Genomic DNA, 15,352 nt, shown 5'->3' with positions numbered 1-15,352 from the left:
GACGTGGCCGGAGCCGGCTCGGCCTGATGTGCGCCGGGCTTCGGGCGCGGCATTTCGGCGCGCCTCATGCGCCGTCACCCCCCCTTTGCAGCGGAGATCACTGTTCCCGTCGAAGCCGGGACGAACGAGGGGGAACCATGCCATCCTTATGCCTCTGCGACGCATTGGCGGCGCATGCGCGGCACCGGCCCGAGGCCGTGGCCCTGGTGTGGCGCGGGCGGCGTACGACGTATCGCCGGCTCGTCGACCTCGCCGGGGAGCTGGCCGCCGCGCTGGACCGCCTGGGCCTCGACCCCAGCCGCCCGCTGTGCGTACCCGCACACAAGACGCCGGAGACCATCGCCCTGCTCATCGGGGCCTTCCGGGCCGGCTACGCCGTCCTCACCCCTTCGCCCGGGCTGGGCGCCGCGGTCCTGGAAACGCTCACCGTGCAGGCCCGGTGCTCCGCGGTCCTCACCGTGGACGACCAGGGTGCGCTCCACCACGACGACGTCCCGCAGGACGAGGCGGCCGCCCGCGGATTCGACGCCGTCGACCCCACCGCCGCCCGCCTGCTGCTCACCACCTCCGGATCCACCGGAACGCCCAAGATCGTGCCCATCGCGGCCGACGGCTTCGACCGGTTCGCCGCATGGGCCACCGAACGCTTCCACCTCACCGAGCGGGACACGCTGCTCAGTTACGCCCCGCTCAACTTCGACCTCTCGCTGCTCGACGTCTGGACCGGGCTCCGGCTCGGCGCCGCCGTCGTGCTCGTCGAGCAGGACTCCAGCACCGACGCCCGCCACCTGCGGGACCTGGTCGCGGAGCACGAGGTCACCTTCGTGCAGGGCGTCCCCATGCTGTACCGGCTGCTCACCCAGGACGACGCCCGGCACCCGCACGTCCGTACCGTGATCTTCACCGGAGACGCGATGCCGCCTCCGCTGCTGGCCCGGCTGGGCGCGGCCTTCCCCGGTGCCCGCTTCCACAACGTCTTCGGCTGCACCGAGACCAACGACAGCTTCCTCCACGACGTCGACCCCGCCGCAGCGGAGGAGAAGACCCCGATCGGCCGTCCGCTGCCGGGCGTGCGGGCCCTGCTGCTCGACGACGAGGGGAAGGTCCTCGACGGGCCCGGCAAGGGTGAACTCTTCGTGTCGACCCCGTTCCAGACCGCGGGCTACCTGCAACGCGAGCGCAACGAAGGCGTGTTCGTCCCGGCGCCCGACGGCGGACCCGAGGTGTTCTACCGCACCGGCGACGTCGTCTCCCGGGACTCCGAGGGCCTGCACTGGCTCGACGGGCGGACTGACTTCCAGGTCAAGGTCCGCGGTGTGCGCACCAACGTCCAGGAGGTCGAGAACGTCCTGGCCGCCCATCCGGACGTCGCCGAGGCCGCCGTGGTGGCCCTCCCCGACCCGGAGGCCGGCTACCGGCTGCACGCCCAGGTGACCCGGCGGCCCGGCACCACGCTCACCTCCCTGCGTCTGCGCACCCACAGCGCCGCGCACCTGCCCCGGCACGCCATCCCCTCCTCGGTCCAGGTGGGCGACACACCCCTGCCGCGCACCGCGACCGGAAAACCCGACCGCAACCTCATCAAGGCGCTGCGCCAGAAGGGAAACCACGCATGAGCACGCTGACGGACGAGATCCGTGGCTATGTCGTCACCGAATTCCTCGACGGAGAGGACACCTCCGACCTGACCACCGAATTCGACCTGATCGACAGCGGAGTCGTCGACAGTCTCGGACTGGTCAGGATCGTCTCGCACCTCTCCAGTGCCTACGCGATTCCCGTCGACGACATCCCGCTGAAGCCGGAGCACTTCCGCAGCATCGGCGCCATTGTCGCCTTCGTCGAGAACGCGAACCGGGCTGCCGCCTGATCTCCCGGGAGAACCCCGGAGAAGCGAAACCCACACATCGAGAAGGAGTCTTGTCATGATCGTTCGGAGCATCAGTGACGTCGTCCCCGTGGAGTGGGGCAACGGTACCAGCCACCGTCTGCTGACCGAGGCCGACGGCATGGGCTTCACCGTGTGCGAGACCCTGGTCCGCAAGGGCACCTCGAGTGCACTGCAGTACCGCCGGCACCTGGAGGCCTGCTACTGCACCGGTGGTTCCGGCGAAGTCATAACCAAGGACGGGACGCGCTTCAAGATAACGGAGGGCACCATCTACGCCCTCAACGAGCACGACGCGCACCACCTCGTGGCTTCCGACTACGAGGACCTGCGGCTGATATCCATCTTCAATCCGGCCCTGCGCGGCGACGAGAAGCACACGCTGTCCCCCGACGGCTTCTCCCAGTACTGAGTCACGTGTTTCCGGGGCCCGCTCGCCGACGGGCCCCGGCCCCTCAGCTCACCACGTACCGGAAGGCCGGCACAGCCATGACATCCGCATTCGCGCAGTCCGCTCCACAGACCCCCCACCCCGCCCCCGATCCCTATGAAATGGCCGCCCCCTGGGCAGAGGAACTCAACCGTGACGTCGAGGAGTTCGACGCCCGCGGCGAATTCCCTTGGGAGAAGTGGAAGACCATCCGTCGCTCGGGCATCCTGGCGGTCCCCTTCGAGACGCGTTACGGCGGCAGCGGCGGCACCCTGACCGAGACGATGCGCGCCCTGGAGGGACTCGGCCACACCTGCCGGGACGCAGGCCTCGGCTTCTCCACCTCCACCCAGATCGTCAGCGTCGGCGTACCCCTCCAGGCGTTCGCCGGCGAGGAGCTCAAGTCCCGTTTCCTGCCACGGATCATCTCCGGCGAGTTGATCACGGCACATGCCATCACCGAGCCGGAACACGGCTCGGACGCCATGAACATCACCACCACCGCGCGACGTGACGGCGACGACTACGTCATCGACGGCGGCAAGATGTTCATCACCAACGCGCCGATCGCCGACCTGTTCCTCCTGTACGTGCGTACCGGCGACCCCGGCCCCTTCGGCCTGAGCGTCTTTCTTGTCGAGCGGGACATCCCCGGCCTCAGGGTCGGTGAACCGCTGGCCAAGATGGGACTGCGCACCTCCCCGCTGAGCGAGGTGACCTTCGAGGGCCTGCGGGTGCCCGCCACCCGTCGCATCGGCCAGGAGGGCGCCGGCTTCCTGATCCTCGACCACGTGATGAAGAGGGAGATCCTGTTCTCCTTCTCCCTCACGCTCGGAGAGATGACCCACCGCCTGGAGCGGGTGATCCGCCACGCCCGGACACGCCGCCAGTTCGACCAGCCGATCGGCCGGTTCCAGGGCGTCTCACACCGGATCGCCGACATGAAGATCGCGGTGGAGACCTCACGCAAGTGGCTCACCGACACCGGCGCCAAGGTCGAGGCCGGCCAGGACGCGGCGATCGACATCGCCGCGACCAAGACCGTGGTCAGCGAGGCCAACAAGAACACCGCTCTGGACGCGGTGCAGATCTTCGGCGGCCAGGGCTATCTGACCGGCACCGGCATCGAACGCGACGTGCGCAACGCCGTCGGCGGAACCATCTACTCCGGCACCAGCGAGATCCAGCGCAACCGCATCGCCGCCCTGCTGGGCCTGTGAGCGGGCAGCGCTGACGAAAGGGTGACCATGAACGCCATCACGAGTGCCGAGCACGCCCGGCTCACCGCGCCCACCGCATTCCTGGACCACGAGACGGACGCCGTCCAGGCCTTCGTCGACCACGCGGTCGCCGACCGGGCCGCCGACAAGCGCCGGCTCGCCGTCGAGCTGTACTACGCGGTCCGCGACGACGTCTTCTACGAGGTGTACGGGGCCGATCTGTCCCCGGAGGGACTGCGGGCCAGCCACATCGCGACCACGAAGAAGGGCTTCTGCCTGCACAAGTCCGTGCTGTACGCGGCGGCCTGCCGGGCCGTGGGCATCCCCGCCCGTCTGCACTACGGCGACGTGCGCAACCACCTCGCCTCCGACCGGCTGCGCGCCCACATCGGCGGAGACGTCTTCTTCCACGGCCTCAACACCGTCTACCTGGACGACAGATGGGTGAAGGCCACCCCGGTCTTCAACAAGATCCTTTGCCGTCTGTACGGGATGACGCCGCTGGAGTTCGACGGCACCGCCGACAGCGTGCACCACCCCTTCGACGACCAGGGCGAGAAGAACATGGAGTTCGTCGCCGATCACGGCGACTTCGACGACGTGCCGTACGAGTTCGTCATGTCCCAGATGCGCCGCAAGCACCCCCGCTTCCTGGACGGCAGCGGTACCGGCACGGTCCGCGGCGGCTCGCTGGCCGCCGAGGCGACGGCCTGACCCCGGAAGGAGTGACCAACATGAGCAACGTCCAGGCCGAGAAGGACGGCTGGGAGGCCCGGGCCCGGGTCGGCGTGGTCGTACCGCACGCGGACGTCGGCCCGGAGTCGGAGTTCCAGGCCATCGCCCCCGACGACGTCTTCGTCCACGGCTCACGCGTGCACTTCGCGGCGATGCGCCCCGGCGGCGAGATGGACCCGAAGATCCCGCACGACCCCGTGCGCGCCTTCGTGGAGCCGCCGCTCATCGACGACGCGGTGGAACTGCTCGCGGCGTCCCCGCTCGACGTGATCGCGCTCGGCTTCACCAGCTCCGCCTATGTGCTCGGCGCGAGCGGTGAGAAAGAGCTGTTCGACCGGCTGGCGCGCCGTACCCGGGGGATCCCGCTCACCGGCACCACCGCGGCCGCCGTCACCGGCTTCACCGCGCTCGGTGCCCGCAAGGTGGCGATCGTCAACCCGCCGTGGTTCGACGACCGGCTCTCCGGGCTCGGCGCCGACTACTTCACCGAGCAGGGCTTCACGGTCGTCCACCACGGCCCGTGCGGCCTGCCCAGCAACCAGAAGCTGATCACGCCCGAGGCCCTGTCCGACTGGATCCGCACCACCGTCGCCCGCCACCGGCCCGACGCCGTCCTGGTCGCCGGCAACGGCATCCGCGCGGTCGGCGTCATCAACGCCCTGGAGAAGGAGCTGGACTTCGCCGTCCTGACCGCCAACCAGGTGCTGTTCTGGCACGCCCTGCACCTGGCCGGCGCGGGTGAGGCCGCAGCCCGGATCACCGGCTACGGGCGGCTGTTCGACACGGCACCCGGGAGCGGTGCGTCATGAGCCTGCTGGCGGCCGACGGCCACATCGCCCTGTTCGGCACCCCCGAGGGAGACACCTACGGCCTGCCGCTGGTCTGCTGGCGCGACGACGGCGCCACCGTCCACGGCCTGGTCCTGTACCGCGGCGCGCTGCGCCAGGCCGAGCTCGTACCGGGCTTCCGCCGCTACGCGCACGGCAGCGAGACCGCCCCCTCGTTCGCGCCCGAGGAACCGCGGCCGCGTTACGCCGGCGCGGCCGGCTGAACCACCCGGGCCCGTGCGGCACCCCTCGCACGGGCCCGTCACCGGCGGCCTCCGGGCCGCCCGGCCCCCCCACGCACGGAAAGGCATGAGCCATGTCCCAGCACCCCGGTTTACAGGCCTACTTCGCCCTCCTCGACGGCACCCCCCAGCCGGTCCTCGGCCGCCACGTCCTCGCCACGGTGGCCTTCGGCGAGCACTCCGGCCTCGCCCTCACCCCCCAGGGCCACCCCGAGCTGGCCATCCCCATGTCCGCGCCCGGCTTCGACGCCTTCCGCGAGGTGTGGACCACCACCGCCGAACCGGTCTTCGGCACCCGCGACGGCCTGGCCTTCGCCCACGACGGCGAACACCTCTTCGTCTCCGGCACCATCGACCCGCTGCCGGTCTACGCGCCCACCGTCCGCGCCACCTACGAGGCCGCCTTCGCACTCGTCTCCGACCTCGGCTACCCGCACATCTTCCGGATGTGGAACTTCGTCGGCGACATCATCGGCACCAACGCCGAGGGCATGGAGATCTACCGGGACTTCGTGGCAGGCCGTGCCGAGGCCTTCGCCTCCTACGGCGACGGCACCGGCCACATGCCGGCCGCCACTGGCATCGGCACCCGCGGCGAGGGCATCTCCTTCACTCTGATCGCCTGCCGCGACGGCCGCCCCCGGCACGTGGAGAACCAGCGGCAGACGCCCGCCTACCACTACCCCGAGCAGTACGGACCGAAGCCGCCGAGCTTCGCCCGCGCCACCCTGCTGGAACCGGCCGACGCATCCACGGGCGGCACGCTGTTCGTCTCCGGCACCGCGAGCATCCTCGGCCACGAGACCGTGCACCGCGGCGACGTCGCCCGGCAGACCGAGGTGGTCCTCGAGAACATCGCCGAGCTGATCAGCGGCCCCAACCTGGCCGCGGCCGGCCTGCAAAGCGGCCACGAGCTGAAGGACCTGCGCCTGGTGAAGGTGTACGTCCGCCACGAGGAGGACCTCGCGGTGGTGCGCGCCCGCTGCCGGGAGGCGCTCGGCCCCGACGCGGAGACCGTGTACCTGAACGTGGCCGTGTGCCGCGACGACCTGCTCGTGGAGATCGAAGGCCTGGTCCCCGGACCGGAGTGGACCCGATGAGCGAGTCTCCCTCGCTGTCCGCGCCGGAGACCACCACCCCCGCGGTGTGGGACCTGCTCCCCGCCGAACAACAGCCCCACTGGGGCGCCCACCCCGACCTGCCCCGGGTGCGCGCGGAGCTGCGCGGCGCGCCCGCGCTCACGACGGCGCGGGACGTGCGGACCCTGCGCGGGCAGCTCGCCGAGGTGGCGCTGGGCCGGGCCGGGCTGTTGCAGACCGGCGACTGCGCCGAGGACATCCGTGAGTGCGCCCCGCACCACACCGAGCGCAAGGCCGGACTGCTCGCCGACCTCGCCGACCGGATCGCCGCGCGCACCGGCCGGCCGGTGGTCCGCATCGGCCGGATGGGCGGCCAGTTCGCCAAGCCGCGCAGCCGTCCCACGGAGCGGACCGACGGCATGGACCTGCCCGTCTTCCGCGGGCACCTGGTCAACTCCCACGAGCCGACCGCGCCCGCCCGCCGCCACGACCCGGTCCGGATGCTGCGGGCCTACGAGGCGAGCGAGCGCGTCATCGGCGCCCTCGACCTGCTGCGCACGGACTCCACCGGGCCGTGGGCGAGCCATGAGGCGCTCGTGCTGGACTACGAGGGCGCGTTGGTGCGCCGGGACGTGGCGACCGGTATGCCGTACCTGGCCTCCACGCACTTCCCGTGGATCGGCGAGCGCACCCGTCAGCTCGGCCTGGCGCACGTGGAACTGCTCGCCGCGTTGGCCAACCCCGTCGGCTGCAAGATCGGCCCCTCCGCCACGCCCGACGAGGTGGTGCGGCTGTGCGGGGTCCTCGATCCGCACCGGCTGCCCGGCCGGCTCACCCTGATCCTGCGCATGGGCGCACAGGCCGCGGCCACCGCCACCGGACCGATCGCCGAGGCGGTGCGCCGCTCGGGTCACCCCGTGGTGTGGCTCAGCGACCCGCTGCACGGCAACACCGTGACGGCCACGGCCGGGATCAAGACCCGTCACCTCGATGACGCCGTCGCCGAGGCCGTGACCGTCCGGCGGGAGCTGCACCGGCACGGACAGCGTCTCGGCGGGCTCCACCTGGAGACCACCCCGGACGACGTCACCGAGTGCGTCGGCGGCCCCGTCGCCGAACACCTGCTGTCCGAGCGCTACCTGACCCTGTGCGACCCGCGCCTCAACCCGCGCCAGGCACACGAGCTGATCGACGCCGTCTTCGCCTGACCCGGGCCCGTGCGACCGGGCCGAGACCCCACCCAGCAGCGGCGCCGAGCACCGGCCCTGCGGACCGCCCGAGAGGAACTCCCATGCCCAAGCCCCCCTCCGACCTGCGTATCGGCGTCGTCCTGCCCGGACGCGAATCCGTCGTCGACCGCGGCGACTACCCGAGCCACCTCGGCGAACTCGCCGCGAAGATCGAGGCGTCGGGTTACGACTCCATCTGGGCGGGCGAGTCCCCGCTGGCCCGCTCCCGGATGAACCCGCTGCTGGCCCTGACCGCCGCGGCCACCACCACCGAGCGGGTCGGCCTCGGTACCGCCGTCCTGCTGCCGCTGCGCCCGCCGGTGCACCTGGCCCACGAACTGGCCTGCCTGGACCGGATCTCCGGCGGCCGCCTGATCGCCGGCCTGGGCTCCGGCTTCTCCTCGCCCGCCACCCAGGCCGAGTTCGCGGCGTACGGCGTCCCGTTCCAGGAGCGGGTGGGCCGGATGCGGGAGACCATCGAGATCTGCCGGGCACTGTGGGCCGCCGAGGGCGGCCCCGTGTCGTACGAGGGCACCTACCACCGCCTCGACGACGTGGCGCTGCTGCCCGTGCCCGGCCGGCCGGGCGGGCCGCCGGTGTGGATGGCCCACTCCGGCGAGAAGATGCTGGAGCGCACGGGGCGGATCTACGACGGCTGGATGCCCACCAGCACCACCGCCGCGAACTACGAGAAGGGCTGGCTGCGGGTGCGGGAGGCCGCCGGGACCGCAGGGCGTCCCGAGAGCGACGTCACCGCCGCCGTCTACCTGTCTGTCGCCGTCGACGACAGCCGGGAGAAGGCCGAGCAGACCCTTGAGGCCTACTTCCGCGCCTACTACCGGCTCGACCTGCCCACCATGCGCACCACCCAGGGGATCTTCGGCGGCACCGCCGAACAGGTCGCCGAATGGCTCGACGGCTACATCGAGGCCGGTGCCCGCCACCTCGTGCTTCGGTTGCCCACCGCCAACCTCGAAGAGCCCCGTTACCGGGCGGCCCTGGAGCGCACCGCAGAGGAACTGCTGCCCCTGCTGCGCTCCGCCGCGTGATGGGAACCACCCGTACGCCACGGGCGGGTCGGCATGTCGCGTCGCCGACCGGGACGAGCCGGGCGGGCCAGGGGGACATCTGGCGCGCTGCCTGGCCGCTGACCGCGGTGTTCATGCTGTCGAACGCGCCGACCCCGCTGTTCGTGCTGTGGCAGCACCGGATCGGTTTCGCCACGGGCACCCTGACCGTGGTCTTCGCGATGTACATCGGCGGACTGCTGCTCGCCCTGCCGGTCGCGGGCGCCCTTTCGGACCGCTGCGGCCGGCGGACCGTGCTGCTGCCGAGCGTGCTGTGCGCGCTGCTCGCGTGTCTGTTCTACGCGACCGCGACGAGCGTCGCCGCGCTGCTGGCCGCCCGGTTGCTGACCGGTCTCGCGGTGGGCGGCACGGTGGCCGCGGGCATGGCGGCGGTGGTGGACGTCGGCGGACCCGAGCGGCGTCGGCAGGCCTCGCTCGCCGGGTCGGTGGCCATGGGCACGGGCCTGGCCACCGGCCCGCTGCTGGCGGGCTGTGTGGCCCAGACGCTGCCGGCGCCCACGGTGACGGTGTTCGACGTCGAGGCCGTGCTGCTGCTGTCGGCGCTCCTGGTGGTACGCCACGCGCCGAACGTCCGCCGCCCCGCCACGGGGCCGTGGCTGCGCCTGCCGTCCGTGCCGCGCCGCAACAGGCGCGATCTCCTGCTGGGGCTGGCCGCGTACATGCCGGGCATGACCGGGACGTCGTTCCTGCTCGCGCTCGGCCCGTCCCTGCTGGCGGCCCTGCTCGGGACCGAGAACCGGATCGTGGCGGGCGGCACGGCGTTCGTGATGTTCGGTACGTCGACCGCGGTGCAGTTCGTGGTGAGCGGATGGCCGACACGCTGGCTGCTGGCCACCGCCACCGTGGCGACCGCCGCGGGCATGGCGCTGGTCGTGTCGGCCGTGCACGGCCGGTCGATCGGTCTGCTGCTCGCGGCCGCCGTCCTCGCCGGCGCCGGGCAGGGGATGGGGCAGCTGGGCGGCTTCTCCCTGCTGGGTGCCCGGGTCGACGCGGCCCGGCTGGCCGAGTCGAACGCGGCGCTGAGCTCCTGGGGATATCTGTTCGCCGGGCTCCTGCCGGTCGGCTCGGGCTACCTCGGTGACGCGGTCGGCATCGGCTTCAGCGCGACCCTGCTCGGTGTGGTGGTGGCCGTGGCGGCGGGGGCAGGGGGCGTGTACATCACCTGGGCCGGGCGCACGCGGCGCTCTCCCGAGCGGCATTGACAGCTAGATACATGTTCATGCAAGCTTTGTCTGTCTGCTCGAGAGCCTGGTGACGTGGCTCTATAAGCGCGCCGAGTATGCACGTACAAGCAAATGTCATGGGGAAGTGTGGCCTGGCCGCTGTTGCCGCCGCCGTCCGGGCCACCGTCGCTCCACGGCGAGCCGGTCCCGAAACACGCTGCCCCTCACCGAACGAAAGGACTGCCATGCAGTGGCTCTACCTCGCCATCGCGGACATCTTCGAGATCGTCGTCGCCATCGCAGCCGGCAAGGCCGAAGGCTTCAAGAACCGCCGGTGGACCGCCATCACCCTGGTCAGCGGCGCGCTCGGGACCTACTTCCTCAGCAGGGCACTGCTGACCTTCAACGTCGGCGTGGGCTACGCCATCTGGACGTCCATCGCCGGTGTCGGCATCACCGTGCTCGGAGTGCTGCTCTTCGGTCAGCGCCTGAACTGGCGCAAGGCCCTCGGCATCGTCGTCATCATCGCGGGGGTCGTCGGCCTCCAGCTCAGCGGTGCCGCCTAGGAATCCCGCCCACGCCTGATCCGTCTCCCCGAAAGGACCCGGGTACATGTCCCACACCGACCGCTCCTCGGCCAACTCCTGGCTCATGCTCCTCCTCGCCGGAGGATTCGAAGTCGGCTACGCGCTCTCCGTCGGCGGCAGCCACGGCTTCACCCGTCTGACGTGGTCACTGGTCGCCGTCGTGTTCTTCCTCCTGACGCTCTGGGCGCTGAGCGTCGCACTGCGCACCATCGACGTCGGTATCGGCTACGCCGTCTGGGCGGGCATCGGGGCAGCCGGCGCGGCGCTGCTCGGCCCGGTCTTCTTCGACGAGACCCTCACCACGGTCCAGGCCCTGTGGCTGGGCGTCATCATCGTCGGAGTGGTCTGGCTCAAGCTCGCCGACAGGCCGGAGAACACTCAGGAGTCCACCGCCCAGGCCCAGGACACGCAGGGGCTCGTCGCCGGCTCGAGGGAAGCCCAGGGCGCACAGCACTGAAGCGGGACCGCGTGCGTCGGCCTTCCGTCGGTCTGCCCCTGCGCGCCCTCCAGGGCGCCTGCTTCCGGGCTCCGGCTCCTCGCCTGCCGGGCGGGCTGAGAATTCAGCCCGCCCGGCGTTCGCGGGCGAGGCCGTAAGGCCGACAGCGGGGGTCCTGGGGGCGCAGCCCCCAGGGACGGGAAGGGCGGGGGCGAGGAACCCCTGCCTCAGCCCTCGAGCCGTACCGGCAGCTCGAACAGGTCGTTCTGCGTCACCACCGGCTTGTTGCGCAGCTCGCTCGCCGGGACCGCCAGGTTCCAGGTCCGGGAAACGGGCGTACAGCGCCGGAAGCGCCACCCCCGCCTTCAGACGGGACAGCGCCGCCCCGGGGCACACGTGCGGACCGGTCACTACAGGTGAGTCACAGATGGGTCTGTGATCGGAACGAGACGGTTTCGATTCGGAATCCGGTCATGTGATCGCTGCGTGGCCAACCTGGGGCCGCAGTCGCCATGGCCCTGCGAGACGGCTCCGGTATGCCCCGGGACGGTCACTGTCAGTGGCGGCAGGCATGCTGGTGGCATGACGGATCGTGGGGTGCGAGGGCAGCGGGCGGAGGGCGCCGCCGACGTCGGTGCGCTGCGCCGGGAGCTGCGCGCGGCGGTGCGCGGTGCGGTCGAGTTCGACACGACCGCGCGGGCGCTGCACACCATGGACGCGTCCAACTACCGGCGTGTCCCGCTCGGCGTGGTGGCGCCCCGGGACGCGGACGACGTGGCGGCGGCGCTCGCGGTGTGCCGGGCGCACGACGTGCCGGTCGTCGCCCGCGGCGGCGGCACGTCGATCGGCGGGCAGGCGACGGGCACGGGCGTGGTGCTCGACTTCACCCGCCACATGAACCGGATCGTGTCTCTGGACCCCGAGGCGCGCACGGCGGTGGTGCAGCCGGGCCTGGTCCTGGACCGCCTCCAGGAGGCCGCCGCTCCGCACGGCCTGCGCTTCGGCCCGGACCCCTCCACCCACGCCCGCTGCACGCTGGGCGGAATGATCGGCAACAACGCGTGCGGCTCGCACTCGGTGGCGTGGGGGACGACGGCGGACAACGTACGGGAGCTGTCGGTGCTCACCGCGCGGGGCGAGCCGCTGACCCCGGGCAGGTCCTGGAAGGGTGCCCCCGAAGGTCTGCGGGCGCTGGTGGAGGGCGAGTTGGCGCTTCTGCGCACCGGCTTCCCGACCCTGCCGCGCCGTATCTCCGGTTACGCGCTGGACGCGCTGCTGCCGGAGAGGGGCGCGGACGTGGCCCGCTCCTTCTGCGGCTCCGAGGGCACGCTGGGCGTCCTGACGGAGGCTGTCGTCCGCCTCGTCGAGGCACCCCGCGCGCGTGCGCTCGCCGTGCTGGGGTACGCGGACGAGATGGCGGCGGCCCAGGCGGCGGCCGGGCTGCTGCCGCTCGGCCCGCTGACGGTGGAGGGCATGGCCGCCGATCTCGTACCACCGTCGGCGGGGCTGCCGCGCGGTGGCGCCTGGCTGTTCGTTGAGGCGGGCGGCGGGGACGAGGCGGAGGCACGCGCGCGTGCGGAGGCCATCGTCCGGGCTGCGGACGTCACGGACGCCACGGTCGTCACCGACCCTGCCGGACAGCGCGCGCTGTGGCGGCTGCGGGAGGACGCCGCCGGTACGGCGACCCGTATGCCGGACGGGAGTGAAGCCTGGCCGGGCTGGGAGGACTGCGCGGTGCCCCCCGCCCGGCTCGGCGACTACCTCCGGGACTTCCGCCGCCTCCTGACCGACCACGGCCTGCGCGGCACCCCGTACGGCCACTTCGGGGACGGCTGCATCCACGTCCGTATCGACTTCGACCTGCTGACCGAGGAGGGCGTCGCCCGCTTCCGCCGCTTCTCCGAGGACCTCGCGGACCTGGTTGTCGCCCATGGCGGTTCGCTGTCGGGAGAGCACGGCGACGGGCAGGCGCGCGCGGAGCTGCTGCCGAAGATGTACGGGCCGGACCTGGTCGCCCTCTTCGCCCGCTCCAAGGACGTGTGGGACCCGGACGGCCTGCTCAACCCCGGCATCCTGGTCCGCCCGGCCCGCCTGGACGAGAACCTGAGGTTCGCGGTGCTCCCCCGGGAGCCGGTCGAGGTCGCCTTCGGCTATCCGGCGGACGGCGGCGACTTCTCGGCGGCGGTCCGCCGGTGCGTGGGCGTCGCCAAGTGCCGTACGACGCCGGTGTCCGGCTCTTCGGTGATGTGCCCGTCCTTCCGGGCGACGGGCGCGGAGGAGCACTCCACGCGCGGGCGGGCCCGGCTGCTGCACGAGATGCTGGCGGGCGAGGTGGTGACGGACGGCTGGCGCTCGACGGAGGTCACAGACGCCCTCGACCTGTGCCTGTCCTGCAAGGGCTGCCGCACGGACTGCCCGGTCGGCGTCGACATGGCCACGTACAAGGCGGAGTTCCTGCACCACCACTACGCCGGCCGTCGCCGCCCGGCCGCGCACTACGCGATGGGATGGCTGCCGCTGTGGCTGGGAGCGGTGGCCCGCACCCGCACGGCCTCATTGGTCAACGCCCTGGCCTCGGCCGACCCCTTGGCGGCACTCGCCAAGCGCCTGGCCGGGATCGCACCCGAGCGCCGCCTCCCCCGGCTGTCGCAGGAGACGTTCACCCGATGGTGGAGGCGCACGACGGGCAGGCGCCCCCGGGCGACCGGTCCCCTGATGGCCCTCTGGCCGGACACCTTCACGGAACACCTGTCGCCGTCCGTGGGCCGCGCGGCGGTCCGCGTCCTGGAAGCGGCCGGCCTCAGGGTCGCCCTGCCGCCGGGCCGCCGTGGCCGGGTCTGCTGCGGCCTGACGTACGTCTCCACGGGCCAACTGGACCGCGCCCGCAAGGTCATGCGCCGCACCCTGGACCTGATGGACCCGGTCCTGGCGGCGGGCGCCCCGGTGGTCGTCCTCGAGCCGAGCTGCGCCGCCGCGCTGCGCACGGACCTCCCCGAGCTGCTGCACGACGACTCACGCGCACAGCGCCTCGCCGCCGCGGTGGTGACGTTCGCGGAGGCCCTGGAGAAGCACGCCCCCGACTGGGCACCGCCCCGCCTCGACCGCCCGGCGGCCGGCCAGACCCACTGCCACCAGCACGCCGTCCTGGGCGACACGGCCGACCGCCGGTTGCGCACGGCGGCGGGCCTGACCGGCGAACTCACCGGCGGCTGCTGCGGCCTCGCGGGCAACTTCGGCTTCGAGAAGGGCCACTACGAGATCTCGACCGCCTGCGCGGAGGACCAACTCCTCCCGTCGGTGCGCTCGGCACCCGAGGACGCGGTGATCCTGGCGGACGGCTACTCCTGCCGTACCCAGCTTCAGCAGCTTGCGGGTGTCAGGGCACGGCACCTGGCGGAGGTGCTGGCGGAGGGGCTGGAGGAGGCCATCGACAAGGAAGGGGACGAGTAAGTGAGCGACGTACTGGACCGGGTGGCGGTCCTCTCCGACATCCACGGCGTACTGCCCGCCCTGGAAGCGGTACTCGCGGAGCCGGAGGTCGCCGCCGCCGACCGCGTCGTGGTGACGGGCGACATCACGGCGGGCCCGCAGCCCGCCGAGGTCCTGGACCTGCTGATGCGCGAGGGCGAGCGGGTGGTGTGGGTCGCGGGGAACGCGGACCGGGAGCTGGTTGAGTACCGCCGCGGCGAGCGGACGGAAATTCCCGACCCGATCGGCCCGTACGCGGCGTCGCGCCTCCGCGACGAACAGGTCGACTTCCTCTCCGCTCTGCCGCTGACGGTGACACTCCCGGTACGCGGCCTCGGCGACGTCCTGTTCTGCCACGCGACGCCGAGGAACGACGAGGAGGTCGTGCTCGTCGACTCGCCCCTCACCCGCTGGGCGGAGCTATGGGAGAAGCTGCCGGAAACGATCGGCACGGTGGTGTGCGGCCACACCCACATGCCGTACGTCCGCCTCGCCCACGGCCGCCAGGTGGTCAACCCCGGCAGCGTCGGCATGCCCTACGGCCGCCCCGGCGCCCACTGGTGCCTGCTCGGACCCGGAGTGGACCTGCGCAGAACGCACTTCGACATCCCGTCCGCCATCACCCGCCTGACCCGGGAGTCGGCCTACGAGGACATCGCCGAGTGGGCGGACTACTTCCTCAACGCCCGGGCGGGCGACGCGGAGGTGCTGGAGGTGTTCGGACGGATGGAGGGGCGGTGATGGGCCCCGTGCGCGGGGGTGCCGACGGAGGTGGTGCACCCGCGGAACTGCGACACATCCGGGAAATGTGTCGCAGAGCTGGTGCACACCAAGGCGGTGGGGGCGGCCGGGTGGGTGCCGGACATGGGCATCAGGAGCCCGTCCGGGCCCTGCACGCCCACGCCGCCGCTCGAACGGTCGTCCGGCAGTCCCTGCACCGGCCGGGTTCTGCTGCGAGGC

15 protein-coding genes and 1 pseudogene are annotated in these 15,352 nt (G+C 72.1%); 15 read left to right on the top strand and 1 reads right to left on the bottom strand.

The annotated features are described in order from the left end of the window. Positions 1-137: 137 nt before the first annotated feature. The 13 genes from ACZ7L1_RS11975 (at position 138) to ACZ7L1_RS11915 (ending at position 10,945) form a co-directional block, all read left to right on the top strand. A complete protein-coding gene (locus ACZ7L1_RS11975; RefSeq protein WP_471436355.1) occupies positions 138-1,616 on the top strand; it encodes an AMP-binding protein in 1,479 nt (492 codons plus the stop codon). Next, positions 1,613-1,870, top strand: coding sequence for an acyl carrier protein (locus ACZ7L1_RS11970; RefSeq protein ID WP_471436354.1), 258 nt, complete (start codon positions 1,613-1,615; stop codon positions 1,868-1,870). Before ACZ7L1_RS11975 ends, ACZ7L1_RS11970 begins: the two co-directional genes overlap by 4 nt. Positions 1,871-1,925: 55 nt before the next feature. Beyond that, positions 1,926-2,300: an ectoine synthase gene (locus ACZ7L1_RS11965; RefSeq protein WP_471436352.1), complete on the top strand. Its 375-nt coding sequence runs from the start codon at positions 1,926-1,928 to the stop codon at positions 2,298-2,300. Between the two features lie 140 nt (positions 2,301-2,440). Further along, positions 2,441-3,538 carry an acyl-CoA dehydrogenase family protein gene (locus tag ACZ7L1_RS11960; RefSeq protein ID WP_471436418.1) on the top strand — a complete coding sequence of 366 codons (1,098 nt, stop codon included), beginning with the start codon at positions 2,441-2,443 and terminating at the stop codon, positions 3,536-3,538. Between the two features lie 27 nt (positions 3,539-3,565). Then, positions 3,566-4,252 carry a transglutaminase-like domain-containing protein gene (locus ACZ7L1_RS11955; protein ID WP_471436351.1) on the top strand — a complete coding sequence of 229 codons (687 nt, stop codon included), beginning with the start codon at positions 3,566-3,568 and terminating at the stop codon, positions 4,250-4,252. Positions 4,253-4,272: 20 nt separating this feature from the next. Next, on the top strand, positions 4,273-5,082 hold the full coding sequence (locus ACZ7L1_RS11950; protein WP_389001620.1) for a maleate cis-trans isomerase family protein: 810 nt from the start codon (positions 4,273-4,275) through the stop codon (positions 5,080-5,082). After that, positions 5,079-5,324, top strand: a complete 246-nt coding sequence (locus ACZ7L1_RS11945) for a DUF6253 family protein (RefSeq protein ID WP_471436349.1) — start codon at positions 5,079-5,081, stop codon at positions 5,322-5,324. Before ACZ7L1_RS11950 ends, ACZ7L1_RS11945 begins: the two co-directional genes overlap by 4 nt. 92 nt (positions 5,325-5,416) lie before the next feature. Next, positions 5,417-6,442 (top strand): FkbO/Hyg5 family chorismatase, encoded by a 1,026-nt coding sequence (locus tag ACZ7L1_RS11940; RefSeq protein ID WP_471436347.1) that lies wholly within the window; start codon positions 5,417-5,419, stop codon positions 6,440-6,442. Continuing rightward, complete coding sequence (locus tag ACZ7L1_RS11935) at positions 6,439-7,629, top strand: 3-deoxy-7-phosphoheptulonate synthase (RefSeq protein WP_471436345.1); 1,191 nt, start codon at positions 6,439-6,441, stop codon at positions 7,627-7,629. Before ACZ7L1_RS11940 ends, ACZ7L1_RS11935 begins: the two co-directional genes overlap by 4 nt. Before the next feature lie 83 nt (positions 7,630-7,712). After that, entirely contained in the window at positions 7,713-8,699 is a 987-nt protein-coding gene (locus ACZ7L1_RS11930) for an LLM class flavin-dependent oxidoreductase (protein ID WP_471436343.1), read from the top strand. Continuing rightward, on the top strand, positions 8,699-9,940 hold the full coding sequence (locus tag ACZ7L1_RS11925) for an MFS transporter (protein WP_471436416.1): 1,242 nt from the start codon (positions 8,699-8,701) through the stop codon (positions 9,938-9,940). Before ACZ7L1_RS11930 ends, ACZ7L1_RS11925 begins: the two co-directional genes overlap by 1 nt. Before the next feature lie 206 nt (positions 9,941-10,146). Then, positions 10,147-10,467: a DMT family transporter gene (locus ACZ7L1_RS11920; RefSeq protein ID WP_471436342.1), complete on the top strand. Its 321-nt coding sequence runs from the start codon at positions 10,147-10,149 to the stop codon at positions 10,465-10,467. A gap of 46 nt (positions 10,468-10,513) precedes the next feature. Continuing rightward, positions 10,514-10,945: a DMT family transporter gene (locus ACZ7L1_RS11915; RefSeq protein ID WP_471436341.1), complete on the top strand. Its 432-nt coding sequence runs from the start codon at positions 10,514-10,516 to the stop codon at positions 10,943-10,945. Between the two features lie 206 nt (positions 10,946-11,151). On the opposite strand, the pseudogene ACZ7L1_RS11910 reads toward ACZ7L1_RS11915, so the two are convergent. Next, positions 11,152-11,329: pseudogene (locus tag ACZ7L1_RS11910) on the bottom strand (cytochrome P450); the annotation flags it as partial. 177 nt (positions 11,330-11,506) lie between these two features. Between ACZ7L1_RS11910 and ACZ7L1_RS11905 the strand changes: the two are divergent. Next, positions 11,507-14,374, top strand: a complete 2,868-nt coding sequence (locus tag ACZ7L1_RS11905) for an FAD-binding and (Fe-S)-binding domain-containing protein (protein WP_471436340.1) — start codon at positions 11,507-11,509, stop codon at positions 14,372-14,374. After that, positions 14,375-15,133, top strand: coding sequence for a metallophosphoesterase family protein (locus ACZ7L1_RS11900; RefSeq protein WP_471436338.1), 759 nt, complete (start codon positions 14,375-14,377; stop codon positions 15,131-15,133). It begins immediately after the preceding gene. The last annotated feature ends 219 nt before the right edge of the window (positions 15,134-15,352 follow it).

The sequence above is a fragment of the Streptomyces sp. NPDC107546 genome (genome assembly GCF_055639175.1).
The sequence above is the reverse complement of the archived record's forward strand: the minus strand, read 5'-3'. Positions and strand labels throughout refer to the sequence as shown.